At 74.9% G+C, this 12,976-nt stretch carries 14 protein-coding genes; 12 read left to right on the forward strand and 2 right to left on the reverse strand.

Annotation, left to right across the window (positions count from 1 at the left end; genetic code table 11):
- Window positions 1-9: 9 nt before the first annotated feature.
- From ASG05_RS05005 to ASG05_RS05050, 10 genes are all read left to right on the forward strand, one after another.
- Complete coding sequence (locus ASG05_RS05005; protein WP_056257941.1) at window positions 10-2,022, forward strand: carboxypeptidase-like regulatory domain-containing protein; 2,013 nt, start codon at window positions 10-12, stop codon at window positions 2,020-2,022.
- Between the two features lie 150 nt (window positions 2,023-2,172).
- Window positions 2,173-3,159, forward strand: coding sequence for an aldo/keto reductase (locus ASG05_RS05010; protein ID WP_056257944.1), 987 nt, complete (start codon window positions 2,173-2,175; stop codon window positions 3,157-3,159).
- 135 nt (window positions 3,160-3,294) lie between these two features.
- Complete coding sequence (locus tag ASG05_RS05015) at window positions 3,295-3,573, forward strand: acylphosphatase (protein WP_056257946.1); 279 nt, start codon at window positions 3,295-3,297, stop codon at window positions 3,571-3,573.
- Between the two features lie 191 nt (window positions 3,574-3,764).
- Window positions 3,765-4,316 (forward strand): methylated-DNA--[protein]-cysteine S-methyltransferase, encoded by a 552-nt coding sequence (locus ASG05_RS05020; protein ID WP_056257949.1) that lies wholly within the window; start codon window positions 3,765-3,767, stop codon window positions 4,314-4,316.
- A 1-nt stretch (window position 4,317) separates the two neighbouring features.
- Window positions 4,318-4,923 (forward strand): RNA polymerase sigma factor, encoded by a 606-nt coding sequence (locus ASG05_RS05025; protein WP_082486370.1) that lies wholly within the window; start codon window positions 4,318-4,320, stop codon window positions 4,921-4,923.
- Entirely contained in the window at window positions 4,920-5,558 is a 639-nt protein-coding gene (locus ASG05_RS05030; RefSeq protein WP_056257952.1) for a methylated-DNA--[protein]-cysteine S-methyltransferase, read from the forward strand. Before ASG05_RS05025 ends, ASG05_RS05030 begins: the two co-directional genes overlap by 4 nt.
- A 35-nt stretch (window positions 5,559-5,593) precedes the next feature.
- Complete coding sequence (locus ASG05_RS05035; RefSeq protein ID WP_082486460.1) at window positions 5,594-6,301, forward strand: DNA-3-methyladenine glycosylase I; 708 nt, start codon at window positions 5,594-5,596, stop codon at window positions 6,299-6,301.
- Window positions 6,298-7,233, forward strand: coding sequence for a DNA-3-methyladenine glycosylase (locus ASG05_RS05040; protein WP_200936707.1), 936 nt, complete (start codon window positions 6,298-6,300; stop codon window positions 7,231-7,233). Before ASG05_RS05035 ends, ASG05_RS05040 begins: the two co-directional genes overlap by 4 nt.
- A 127-nt stretch (window positions 7,234-7,360) precedes the next feature.
- The gene (locus tag ASG05_RS05045; protein WP_056257956.1) at window positions 7,361-7,735 is read left to right on the forward strand and encodes a hypothetical protein; all 375 of its coding nucleotides are present in this window, start codon (window positions 7,361-7,363) and stop codon (window positions 7,733-7,735) included.
- Window positions 7,736-7,848: 113 nt separating this feature from the next.
- Window positions 7,849-9,135 (forward strand): M18 family aminopeptidase, encoded by a 1,287-nt coding sequence (locus ASG05_RS05050; protein ID WP_056257959.1) that lies wholly within the window; start codon window positions 7,849-7,851, stop codon window positions 9,133-9,135.
- Window positions 9,136-9,162: 27 nt separating this feature from the next.
- Here the strand turns inward: ASG05_RS05050 and ASG05_RS05055 are convergent, their stop codons facing one another.
- The gene (locus tag ASG05_RS05055; protein WP_056257961.1) at window positions 9,163-9,783 is read right to left on the reverse strand and encodes an alpha/beta hydrolase; all 621 of its coding nucleotides are present in this window, start codon (window positions 9,781-9,783) and stop codon (window positions 9,163-9,165) included.
- A gap of 48 nt (window positions 9,784-9,831) precedes the next feature.
- On the opposite strand from ASG05_RS05055, the gene ASG05_RS05060 reads away from it, so the two are divergent.
- Together ASG05_RS05060 and ASG05_RS05065 are read left to right on the forward strand one after the other, a co-directional pair.
- Window positions 9,832-10,422 carry a DUF1990 family protein gene (locus tag ASG05_RS05060; protein WP_056257964.1) on the forward strand — a complete coding sequence of 197 codons (591 nt, stop codon included), beginning with the start codon at window positions 9,832-9,834 and terminating at the stop codon, window positions 10,420-10,422.
- Window positions 10,423-10,465: 43 nt separating this feature from the next.
- The gene (locus ASG05_RS05065) at window positions 10,466-11,563 is read left to right on the forward strand and encodes an alpha/beta fold hydrolase (protein ID WP_082486372.1); all 1,098 of its coding nucleotides are present in this window, start codon (window positions 10,466-10,468) and stop codon (window positions 11,561-11,563) included.
- Window positions 11,564-11,671: 108 nt separating this feature from the next.
- Here the strand turns inward: ASG05_RS05065 and ASG05_RS05070 are convergent.
- Window positions 11,672-12,976 (reverse strand): Nramp family divalent metal transporter (locus tag ASG05_RS05070; protein WP_369814034.1); only part of this gene is annotated, 1,305 nt, incomplete at its 5' end.

The following is a 12,976-nucleotide window of genomic DNA, read 5'->3' on the forward strand; positions in this document are numbered from 1 at the left end:
GACGACGACATGGTCAACAGGCGCATCAGGGCGTGGGCGGCGACGGGGGTGACGGTCGTCGTGGCCGGTGCCCTGGCACTCGGAGGCGCGACGGGCGCCTCCGCCGCCGGTCCGGGAACGGTCGGCTGGGCCGACTTCACCGTCGACGGGACGGCTCGGGCCTACACCGGCACGATGACGCTGCCGGGCGACTTCCCCCAGGCGACGTTCACGTCGACCTCGCGCCAGGCGACGATCCCCAGCGGGTCGAGCACCTGGCAGGGCACGGGCACGCCGGTCGGCGCCGAGTACGACTCGAGCCGCGGACGCCCGTACCTCAACCTCCGCCCCACGCAGGACTCCCCCACGGCCGCCGCCGCATCGGTCACGACGTACACCTTCGACCGGGCCACGCCCGCGAGCGACTGGTCGTTCGTGCTGGGCGACGTCGACGCCGACCAGGTCACCGTGTCGGCCACCGACGCCGACGGCGCGGCCGTGCCGGCGAGCGCCCTCGGGTTCCAGAGCACCTACAACTACTGCCGCACGGCCGGTGGCCCGTCGTGTGACGCGGCGAACCTGCGCGACGTGCCCTCGTGGAACGCCACGACGGGCGTGCTGACCGGCAACGCGGCCGCCGCCGACACCGAAGGCGCCGCCGCGTGGTTCAGTCCCACCGTGCCGCTGACGACGCTGACCTTCACCTACCAGCAGCGGGCCGGGTTCCCGGTGTACCAGACCTGGTTCGTGACCAAGACGTTCACGGCGGGCGGTGTCGTGACCAACGACGGTGCGCCCGTCGCGGGCGCCCTCGTCACCGTGACGGACTCCGACACGGGCGAGGTCGTCGGGTTGCCCGTCCGCACCGACGCCGACGGGGCCTACGACGTCCCCGGCCTCGTCAGCGGCACCCCGTACGAGGTCTCGGTCGAGACGCCGGACGGGGCCGACCCGCTCGACGCCCTGCCCGCGGCCGTCGCCGGTGACGACGTCCCCGGGCTCGACTTCGCCTTCACCGGCGCGACCGCGATCCCGGCCACCGCACCGTTGGCCGTGAGCGTCGTCGAGGCCGACGGGACCACCCCGGTCGCGGAGCGCGAGGTCGGTCTGCGCGTGACCGGCACGGGCGGCCTGATCGCCGTCGCCACCACCGCCGCCGACGGCACCCTGGTCTTCCCCGGCCTCGACCCCACCCTGTCGTACGACGTCGTCGACCTCGCCCGCGGCATCGCGTTCGGGCCCGTGACGACCGCCACGGGGGCCGTCATCACCCTGCCGGCGACCGTCGAGATCACCACGAGCATCGTCGAACCCGACGGCACGGCCCCTGCCGAGGGCTCGACCGTCGACATCGTGCCGGTCGGCGAGACCACGCCCGTCGCCAGCGTCGAGACCGACGCGACCGGTGGCTTCACCGTCGGCGGCCTCGTCCCCGGCGAGCAGTACGACGTCGTCCTGAACGAGGACGTCGACTCGGCCGTCACCATCACCGCCCCTGCCACGAGCGGCACCATCCCGCCCGTGCAGATCGCGGCCCCCGCGACCGTGTCGGTCGAGGGCACCGTCGTGAACTCCGACGGGACGCCCGCCGCGGGGCTGCAATTGCAGGTGATCGAGGCCGACGGCACCGAGCCGGAGCCCGTCGCCACCCCGGTGACCGACGCGGCCGGCGTCTACCGTGCCGAGGGCCTCGTCCCCGGGACCGACTACGGGGTCGTCCTCGACGGCGAGGTGGTGGGGACGTTCACGGCTCCGTTCGCCGACGGGACCGTCCCGACCATCACCCTCGCCGCGCCTCCCGTGGTGACTCCGGTGCCCGACCCCGAGCCGACCCCCGACCCGACCGTCACGCCGGCTCCCGTCGTGCCGGCGGCCGGAGGCCAGGGCACGGGCGGCACGGGCACCGGCGGCTCGGGCCGACCGCTCGCCTACACGGGCAGCGAGCCGGGCCTGCCGCTCGGCGTCGCGGCGGCCGCCCTGGCCCTCGGCCTCGCGCTCGTCACCGGCTCGGCCGTCACCCGTCGCCGGGCGGGGCGCCGCTGACCGCGGCGGCCCCCGGGGCCTGACCCCACGAGACAGAGGAGGCGCGGTGTCCGTTCGACGGGCACCGCGCCTCCTGCGGTCCGGGCGCCCTCACGGCCTGAGCCGTCGGGGCCTGGGTCGTCGACCGGTGCGAGGGAGTTGGCTCGGGCCATGAAGAACACCACACTCGGCCAGGTCGACGGCGGACTCGACGTCGGCCGCCTCGGCCTCGGCCTCATGGGCATGTCCGCCTTCTACACCGGCAACAGCACCGACGACGACGAATCGGTGCGCGTGATCCACCGCGCGCTCGACGTCGGCGTCACCCTGCTCGACACCGCCGACATGTACGGGCCTCACACGAACGAGCAGTTGCTCGGCCGCGCCCTCAAGGGGCGTCGCGACCAGGCCGTCGTCGCCACGAAGTTCGGCAACGTCACCGACCCCGAGGCCCGCGCGGAGCGTGCCGTCGACGGCCGGCCCGAGTACGTGCGCCGCTCGGTCGACGGCTCGCTGAAGCGCCTCGGCATCGACCACATCGACCTCTACTACCAGCACCGGGTCGACCCCCAGGTGCCGATCGAGGAGACCGTCGGCGCGATGGGCGAACTCGTCACCGCCGGCAAGGTGCGGTACCTCGGGCTGTCCGAGGCCGCGCCCGAGACCATCCGCCGCGCGCACGCCACGCACCCGATCACCGCCCTGCAGACCGAGTGGTCGCTCTGGAGCCGTGAACCCGAAGCCGAGATCCTGCCGACGGTCCGCGAGCTCGGCATCGGCTTCGTGCCGTACTCGCCGCTCGGCCGGGGGTTCCTCACCGGCACCATCCGCTCGGTCGACGAACTCGCCGAGGACGACTTCCGTCGCTTCGCGCCCCGCTTCTCGGGCGACAACCTGCAGGCCAACGTCCGCATCGTGCAGCAGGTCGACGAGGTCGCCCGGGCCGTCGGCGCCACGCCCGGTCAGGTCGCGCTCGCCTGGCTGCTCGCCAAGGGTGAGGGCATCGTGCCGATCCCGGGCACCAAGCGCCGCGCGTACCTCGACGAGAACGTCGCCGCCGACGACGTCGTGCTCGACGCCGAACAGGTGCACCAGCTCGACGACGTGGCGGCTCCCCAGGGCGCCCGCTACGCCGACATGTCGACGGTCGACAAGTAGGCCGCCGGCACCACACCGTCGAGTGGACGGGACACCGCCGCAGGTCGTGGTGTCCCGTCCACTCGGCGGTTCGGGGGGCGATCTCGGAACGGGACGGGTGGGGCCAGGCCGAGGAGGCGCGGGTACGGTCGAGCGATGGACGACGTGATCAGACGCCGGGCCCTCGTGCACGGCTCGGTGCAGGGCGTGGGTTTCCGTTTCTCGACCGAGGGCGAGGCCGACCGGCTCGAGGTCGGCGGGTTCGTCCGCAACCTGCGCGACGGGACCGTCGAGGTCGAGGTCGAGGGGCGACCCGACCGCGTGGCGCTGCTGCTCGAGTGGCTGCGCGAGGGGCCCCGCGGGGCACGGGTCGACCGCGTCGACGTGAGCGAGGTCGAGCCGGTGGGCGAGAGCGCGTTCGAGACGCGTCACTGAGGCCGTGACGCCGCGCGCGGCGGCCTGTGACACCGGGGACGGACGAGACCCGGCCCGGACGCTCGCACACACCCGACAGTGTGGAGTGCCCGGACCGGGCGTTCCAGGGTAACCGCTCGAAGGCCGGGTCGGATCACCCGGACCGGTTCGGTCGGTCACCTCACATCTGCCTGCCCGGTGACGTCTACGGGATGAGTACCATCGCCGAGAGCCAGGAGGGCACCGTGAGCGTCCACACCACCGTCGACACCCCCGTCGGCTCGCTGACCGTCGTGGGCGGCGAGACGGGGCTCGTCGGCGTCTACTTCGACGAGCACCGCCACCTGCCCGACCCGTCGGGTTTCGGGCCGGTCTCGCGCGACGGCGTCGGGCGGAGCGACTTCGCCGAGGTCCGCCGCCAGCTGGGCGAGTACTTCGTCGGCGCACGCCGCACCTTCGACCTGCCGCTGGCCCCCCGCGGCAACGACTTCCAGCATCGCGTGTGGGCGCTGCTGCGGGACATCCCCTACGGCGAGACCCGCAGCTACGGGCAGGTCGCCACCTCGCTCGGCGGCGTGGGGCTGGCCCGAGCGGTCGGCGCCGCCAACGGGCTGAACCCACTGAGCATCGTCGTGCCCTGTCACCGCGTGGTCGGGTCGGGCGGAGCCCTCGTGGGCTACGCGGGTGGCCTCGACCGCAAGCGGTTCTTGCTCGGGCTCGAGGCCGAGCAGCCGTCGGGCCCCGAGACCGGCCGGCTGTTCTGACGTGGAACCCTTCGAGCGCGTGGTGGCCCGGCACGGTCGCACCGTGTGGCGCGTCTGCCGGGCGGTCCTCGACGAGCACGACGCCGACGACGCCTGGAGCGAGACGTTCGTCGCGGCGCTCGTCGCCTACCCGTCGTTGCCCCCGTCGACGAACCTCGAGGCGTGGTTGGTGACCGTCGCGCACCGCAAGGCGATCGACGTGCTGCGGGCGCGGGAGCGGCACCCGAGACCGGTCGGGACGGTGCCCGAACCGCCGCCCGCGCCTCCTCACGACGAGGCGATCGCGCGCAGCGACGAACTCGACGCGGCGCTCCGCGGCCTGCCGCCGGGGCAGCGTCGCGCGGTCGTCTACCACCACCTCGTCGGGCTCTCGCACCGCGAGGTCGCCGAGGTGACCGGCATCAGCGCGGATGCGGCGCGTCGGGCGTCTGCCGACGGGATCGCCGCCCTGCGACGCCTGCTGCGCGGCCCGGCCGTCCGTTCAGCGGCTGCGTCGTCGCCGGCTGCGTCGTCGCCGGCCGGGTCGTCGCCGGCCGCAGGTCAGGGCCGTGTCGCGACCCGCACCTCCACCCCGACCCCGACCTCCGAGCCGAAGGGCGTCCGATGACCGCCACCCCCGCCGAAAACGCCGACGCCGACGCCGACACGACGCGCGACCTGCTGGTCGGCCTCGACCCGGCCGACGGCCACCTCGCCGCCCTGCACGCACGCTTCGCGGCGGCTGCGCTCGACGCCGGGGCGGTGGACGTGGCCTACCGGACCCTCGACTCGCCGGTGGGGCGACTGCTCGTCTGCGCGACCGACGTCGGGGTGCTGCGGGTGGCCTTCGAGCTCGAGGGCCACGACACGGTGCTCGACCGACTGGCCGCGACCGTCAGCCCGCGGGTCGTCGAGGTGCCGTCCCGGCTCGACGCCGCGGCCCGAGAGCTCGACGAGTACTTCCGCGGCGAGCGCCGCTCCTTCGACCTGCCGCTCGACCGCCGGCTGTCGAAGGGGTTCCAGCGGACCGTCCTCGAGCACCTGCCCGACATCGGCTACGGCTCGACGGCGAGCTACGCGGCCGTCGCCCTCGCGTCGGGCAGCCCGCGGGCGGTGCGGGCGGTGGGCACGGCCTGCGCGACCAACCCGCTGCCGGTCGTCGTGCCCTGCCACCGGGTGGTGCGGAGCGACGGGACGGCGGGCAACTACCGTGGGGGCATGGCGGCGAAGCAGACCCTGATCGAGCTCGAGGCGCACGCGTGAGCGTCGTCGCGTCGGGGGGTGACGCCGGCACCGGGCTGGGCACCGGCACCGACCCGGGCACCGGCCTCGCGGGCGCGGGCGTCGTGGTCGGCGACGACGGGTTGGCCCGCCCGGTCTGGGCGTCGACCGACCCGCTGCTGCGCGACTACTACGACACCGAGTGGGGCCTGCCCGTCCGCGACGAGCGCGGCCTGTTCGAGCGGTTGAGCCTCGAGGCGTTCCAGTCGGGGCTGTCGTGGGCGACGATCCTTCGCAAGCGCCCTGCCTTCCGGGCCGCGTTCGCCGACTTCGACCCCGAGGTCGTCGCGCGTTTCGACGACGACGATCGCGCCCGGCTGATGTCCGACGCGGGCATCGTGCGCAACCGGCTCAAGGTCGACGCGACGATCCGCAACGCCCGGGCGACGCTCGACCTGCGGGCCGACGGCGGTCTCGTCGACCTCGTCTGGTCGTTCCGGCCGGCCGAGACCCCCCGGCCGCGCACGATGGCCGAGGTGCCGACGACCTCGCCGCAGTCGATCGCCCTGTCGAAGGCGCTCAAGGCGAAGGGGTTCACCTTCGTGGGGCCGACCACCATGCACGCGCTGATGGAGGCCGTCGGGGTCGTCGACACGCACCTCGTCGACAGCCACCGTCGCGGGTCGTCCGGAGTGTGGGGTGACGACGGTCGACCCGCGGCGGACGGCGGTGCTGCGGACGGCGGTGGCCGGGCGGCCGGCGGCGGCCGGGTGGCCGGGTCGTGACGACGGACTCGCCCGAGGCGGTGCCGACGCCCGGCACGACGGCCTCGCGGTTCACGGTCGAACCCGTCGGCGCCTGGGACCACGCGCACGCCGTGGGGTTGCTCGCCGCGCACAGCGTGCCGGGGGCCGAAGCCACCGACGTCGATGCGGCGACGCACGCGCGACTGGTCGAGCTGGGCTCGGGGGCCGCGCGCGCCTCCTACCGGCTGGACCTGTCGTTCGCGTCGACCGGGGTCGACGTGACGGTGACGGGGCCCGACGGCGTGCTGCCGACGGAGGCGACGGCCGACGAGGCGTCGCGGGTCGTCCGCGACTGGCTCGACCTCGACGCCGACCTCGACGACGTCGAGCGGGGCTTCGCCGACGACCCGGTGCTCGGTCCGCTCGTCGCGGCGCGGCCGGGCATCCGCGTGACGGGCAACCCCGACGGGTTCGAGACGGCCGTGATGACCGTGCTGGGGCAGCAGGTCTCGCTCGCCGCGGCCCGCACCTTCACCGGCCGGCTCGTCGCGGCCTACGGCGAGCCGATCGCGGGGACGGGCCTCACGAGGTTCCCCCGGGCCGACCGGCTGGCGGCCGCCGACGTCGACGAGCTGCGGGCGGCCGTCGGGGTGACGAACAGCCGGGCGCGCACGATCCACGCCCTGGCCGAGGTCGTCGCCGGAGGTCTCGTGATCGCGCCCGACGTCGACCACGCCGACGCGCGCCGACGCCTGCTCGCCGTGCCGGGCATCGGCCCGTGGACGGTGGAGTACCTCGCCGTCCGCGCCCTCGGCGACCGCGACGCCTGGCCCGCGGGCGACCTCGTGCTGCGTCGCGTGATGGGCGGACTCACGACGAAGCAGGCCGAGGCCGCCGGAGCGGCCTGGTCGCCGTGGCGCGCCTACGCCCTGTTCCACCTCTGGGCCGCGGTGCTGCCGACCGCGCCGTGACGTGCGCCGCACCGCCCGTCGTGACTCGGGCTGCCTGCTCGACGGGCGCCGCCTGAGCCGTCGCCCCCGACCGGACGAGGAGGCGCGCTGCGCCTACCCTCGGAGGCCCACCACGAGAGGACCCCCGATGAGCGAGGCCCGCACGAATCCCGACCCGCACGATGCGGCCGACGAACTCGGCCACGGCGACGCGCTCGACCAGGCGGCCGTCGAGGCCGCCGCGATCGAGACGCACCGGGCCACCCACCCGGAAGGCCCGACCGACACCCAGGGCGAGCCCGCCGGCGCGGACGACGCGACGCCCGACGGCGACGTCACGCAGCCGCTCGGCGGCAGCCACTCGGGCGAGGACGGCTACGTCGCCGTCAGCCCGGGGGGCGTGTCGGGCGAGCAGGACGCCGCGCTCACCCTCGACGACGAGGACCCGCACTCGGCCGACCCCGAGGCGAACGCCCACCGGGGCGACATCGGCGCGAACCGCGGCGGCAGCGGCGGCCGCTGACCCCTGGCCCCGGTGTGAGACCCCGGGAAGTCGCCGAGACCCCCGTGCGCGCGCCGGGGTCTCGGCGACTTCCCGGGGTCTCGGCGGCGACGGGGTGGTGCATGCTGGTGGGGATGACTGACACGCGCCCCCACCTCGACGACTTCGCCCGGTTCATCCAGGCCTCGCCCTCGTCCTTCCACGCCGCGGCCGAGGCCGCCCGACGGCTCGACGACGCCGGGTTCACCGCCCTCGACGAGACCGCGGAGTGGCCCACCGGCCCGGGCCGCCGCTACGTCGTGCGCGACGGTGCCGTCATCGCCTGGATCGAACCGGCCACCGCGACGGCCACGACGCCGTTCCGCGTGGTCGGGGCGCACACCGACTCCCCCGGCTTCAAGCTGAAGCCCAAGCCGACCACCGGCACCCGCGGGTGGCTGCAGGCAGGCGTCGAGGTCTACGGCGGGCCGCTGTTCAACTCGTGGCTCGACCGCGACCTCGAGTTCGCCGGTCGGCTGGTCACCCGCAGCGGCGAGACACACCTGGTGCGGACGGGGCCGCTGCTGCGCTTCCCGCAGCTGGCCGTCCACCTCGACCGCGGGGTCAACGCCGAGGGCCTGAAGCTCGACCCCCAGCGACACCTGGACCCCGTGGTCGGGGCGGGGCCGCTCGACGAGGCCGACGTCCTCGGCCACCTCGCCGGGTTGGCCGGGCTGACGGGAGCCGACGTGACCGGGTACGACGTGGTCGTGGCCGACACCGCGCCTCCTGCGGTCCTGGGGCTCTCGGGCGAGCTGTTCGCCGCCGGTCGCATGGACAACCTGTCGTCGACCCACGCGGGTCTCGTCGCGCTGGTCGAGACCGCGACGTCTGGCGTCGAGCTCGACCACGTCGCCGTGTTCGCGGCCTTCGACCACGAAGAAGTGGGTTCGGCCACGCCGTCGGGTGCCGCCGGGCCGCTGCTCGAAGACGTTCTCGCGCGTGTCTCGGCCGGCCTCGGCGCGACGACCACCGACCACCGCCGCGCCCTCGCCGGCTCGTGGTGCCTGAGCGCGGACGCCGGGCACGCCGTGCACCCGAACTACCCCGAGCGGCACGACCCGGTCAACCAGCCGGTCGTCAACCGCGGGCCACTGCTCAAGATCAACGCGAACCAGCGCTACGCCACCGACGGGCTCGGGGCGGCCGAGTGGTCGCGAGCCTGCGAGCAGGCCGGTGTGCCGTTCCAGGAGTTCGTCTCGAACAACTCGGTGCCCTGCGGCTCGACCATCGGGCCGATCACGGCGACACGGCTCGGCATCCGCACGATCGACGTCGGCATCCCGCTGCTCGGCATGCACTCGGCCCGCGAGCTCTGCGGCGCCGACGACCCGGCCTACCTGTCACGCGCGGCCGCCGCCTTCCTCGCGCCGGACGCGTAGGCGCGGCCAGCCGCCGGGCACGGCGGATCAGCCGAACGCCTCCGCCGCGGGCGCCCCGAGCGCCCAGGCCAGCACGGCCGGCCACTCGCCGTAGCCCGAGTCGGGGGTGAGGTGACCGCCTCGGGGCACGACGACGACCGGGGCGTCGACCCGCGCCTCCCAGGTGTCCACCGGGCCGAGCGGCAGCCACTCGTCGTCGTCCCCGGCGACGACGACCGCCTCGGCGGACCCGCCGGTCGACAGCCGACGTCCGTCGAACAGGTCGCCGGCCACGAACGCGTCGATCGGCTGCCCGGCGATCAGCTCGGGCGACGGAGGCGCGACGAGCGCGACCCGGTCGGCCCGCGGAGGCGCGTCGCCGGCCTGCAGCCTCAACCAGAGCAGGCACGAGAGGCTGTGGCACAGCACCGTCACCGGTCGGCCCGCGGGCAGGGCGGCGAGTTCGCGTCGGACCGCGGCCTCCCAGGCGGCGGGCGTGGGGTCGTCGGCGTCGGGCAGCTGCGGGTAGCGCACCGCGTGCCCGCGGGCCCCGAGTTCGCCGGCGAGCCAGCGCTGCCAGTGCCCCTCGGGGCGGTGGTTCTGCCAGCCGTGCAGGATCAGGTAGGCCGTGGGAGGGGTCGAGGGCGGCGTCGTGGTCGCGTCGGTCACGGTCCGATCATGCCCCGGCCGAGCGTCATGACGTGGCAGGGTCGACCCATGACGTCACACCCGTCCCGGTCGCGACCGTCCCGATCGCGATCACCCCGGCCGCGCCCGGCCCGCTCACCCCGGGCCCGGTTCGGCGACGACTACGCGTTCGACGGCGAGCCGACCCTCGACGGCCCGCCGCCCGCCGGGTTCCACGTCACGACCCGCAGCCGGGTGATCGGCCACGGCCGGGCCGCCTTCGACGCCGCGGGCGACGCCGTGCTGCACTGGCAGGTGCATCGCGGCTCGGGCTTCGTGCCGCTCGATGTGCCCGACCGCGTGACCGTCGGCGCGACGAGCGTGTGGGGCGTCACCTTCGGCCCCCTGCACCCACCGGTCGCCTGCCGGGTGTTCGCCGTGGTGCGGTCCGAGACCGAGATCGCCTTCGGCCACGCCGCCCTGGTCGGCCACCCCCAGCGCGGCTGGGAGAGCTACCGCGTGCGCCACCACGACGACGACCGCGTGACGCTGGACATCCGCGTCGTCTGGCACCCGGCCGCCTGGTGGATGCGGGCCGCCGGGCCCGCGTCGGCGCTGGCCCTCTCGCTCATCCTGCGCCGCAACCTGCGTGCCCTCGACGAGGTGCTGGCGTCCGCCTGACGCGTCGTTCCGGGCGAAGGGCCCGCCGTGCCAGACTGATCCGATGAGCCCTCGACGTCGCCACGCCGGTTCCGCCCGCCGCGCGGCCGCCCGCGACGCCGCCCGCGCCTCCGACGTCGACACCAGGGTCACCGTCCGCCGGGTCGAGCGCGGCGACCTCTACGTGCGGGTCAACACGATCGGCGAGACCGGTGAGCGGCCGTTCGTGCTCGTGCCGGGCATCGGCGTCTCGTCCGACTACTTCGAGCGCCTCGCCCCGAACCTCAACGAGTTCGGCCCCGTGCACGCCCTCGACCTGCCGGGCTTCGCCGGGGTGCCGCACCCGGGGCACGCCCTGACCATCCGCGAGTACGCCGACCTGGTCGGCACCGCCATCGACGAGCTGGGCCTCGACGACCCGGTCGTCGTGGGGCACTCGATGGGCACCCAGATCGTGGTCGACCTCGTCTCGCGCCGACCCGACCTCTCGACCGTCGTGCTCATCGGGCCCGTGATCGACCCGGCGCACCGCAACGTCCTCTCGCAGGGCGTGCGGTTCGCGCGCGCGGCGTGGCACGAGCCCGGGCGTGTCAAGTTCTTGGCCCTCAGCGCCTACGTCCTCTGCGGGGTGCGGTGGTTCTCGCGCATCCTGCCGAAGATGATGACGTACCCGATCGAGCAGCACCTGCCGGCGATCACGGCCGACACCCTGGTCATCCGCGGCGAGCACGACGCCGTCGCCCCGCGCGAGTGGGTGCGCCGCGTCGGCGAATTGCTGCCGTCGTCCCGCCTGTGGGAGATGCCGGGCGCCGCCCACTCGGTCATGCACGCCCACGCCGAAGAGGTCGCCAAGCTCTGCGTCGAGCACGCCCAGCAGCCGATCCGCCACGACGAGAGCGACGAGCTGCACCACTACGTCGACGCGGGCGACGGCGACGAGAGCGACGACTTCAGCCCCAGCCCGGCCGACTTCGTCAAGGCCGTCGGCGCCCGCCTGCGCTCGACCGTCGCCACCATGCGCGGCGACGACGAGGCGCTCGCGAGGGCCAAGACCGACCACGCCGAGTCGATGCAGGCGGCGTTCGACCGTCGTCAGGCCGAGAAGGCCGCCGCGGGTGACGACCCCGACCACGGCCCCCACATCGAGCCCACCCGCGGCTAGCGGGGCCCGGCGGGCCCCGCACATTCAGCCCGCCCGCGACTAGCGGGCACCGGCGACGCCCCGCGCGATCAAGAGCCGAGCAGGCGCGGGTCGCGTCGACCCCGCCCCTCACGCCCCCGAGACGGTCAGCCCGATCAGCACGAGGTTGAGTGCGACGACGACCACCACGGCCGCCCACCCCGCGACGCGGGTGCCGACCGCGTTCACGCCCGTGCCCATGAGCGCCCGGTCGCTCGTCGCGACGACGAGCGGCACGAGGGCGAAGGCGATGCCGAAGCTCAGCACGACCTGGCTCAGCACGAGCAGCCAGGTCGGGCTGATGCCCGTCGCGAGCAGCACGAGGGCCGGGATCAACGTCACGACCCGGCGCACCAGGAGCGGCACCTGCACGTGCAGCAGCCCCTTCATGATCTCGGCACCGGCCATCGCCCCGATCGAAGTCGACGCCAGGCCCGAGGCGAGCAGCCCGACCGCGAACAGGACGCCGATCACCGGCCCGAGCGCCGAGGCGATGGCCCGTTGTGCGCCGGGGATCGTGTCGGTGCCGTCCTGCCCCGAGAGGGTCGAGGCCGCGAGCACGAGCATGGCGACGTTGACGCCACCGGCGACGAGCAGGGCGAGGACGACGTCCCACCGCGTGGCCTTGAGCACGCGGGCCCGGTCAGCCCCCTCGGCGACGACGCCGTGGTGGTCACGCGTGAGCGCGGAGTGCAGGTAGACCGCGTGCGGCATGACCGTCGCCCCGAGCATCGACGCGGCGAGCAGCACGGCCGTGCTGTCCTCGAAGCGGGGCACGAGACCGGCGAGCATGCCCCCGGCCGACGGCGGGGCGAAGAGCAGGCCGGCGCAGAAGCCCAGCGTCAGCACGGCGAGCAACGCGATGACGACGGTCTGGAAGACCCGTCCGCCGCGGTACCGCGTCAGCGTCAGCAGGCCGAGCGAGACGAGCCCGGTGATCAGGCCGCCGACGACCAGCGGCACGCCGAAGAGCAGCTGCAGGGCGAGGGCCCCGCCGATGATCTCGGCGACGTCGGTCGCGGCGGCCACGAGCTCGGCCTGCCCCCAGTAGGCGAGGCGGAGGGGCCGACGACGGAGGCGCGTGCCCATCACCTCGGGCAGCGAACGCCCCGTGACGATGCCGAGCTTGGCCGACAGGTACTGCACGAGCACGGCGATGGCGTTGGCCAGCACGAGCACCCAGAGCAACGTGTACTGGTACGCGGCACCCGCCGTGAGGTTGGCCGCGACGTTGCCCGGGTCGACGTACGCGATCGCCGCGACGAACGCCGGGCCGAGCAGGGTGCCTCGCGGCCTGACGTGCACGACCGGCTGGTGGTCACCGTCGGTCGCCCGGTCGGGGCGCGGCCGGTCGGGGCGCGGCCGGTCGGGGCGCGGCCGGTCGGGGCGCGGCCG

It is taken from the genome of Frigoribacterium sp. Leaf186, from assembly GCF_001423905.1.
Lineage (GTDB): Bacteria > Actinomycetota > Actinomycetes > Actinomycetales > Microbacteriaceae > Frigoribacterium.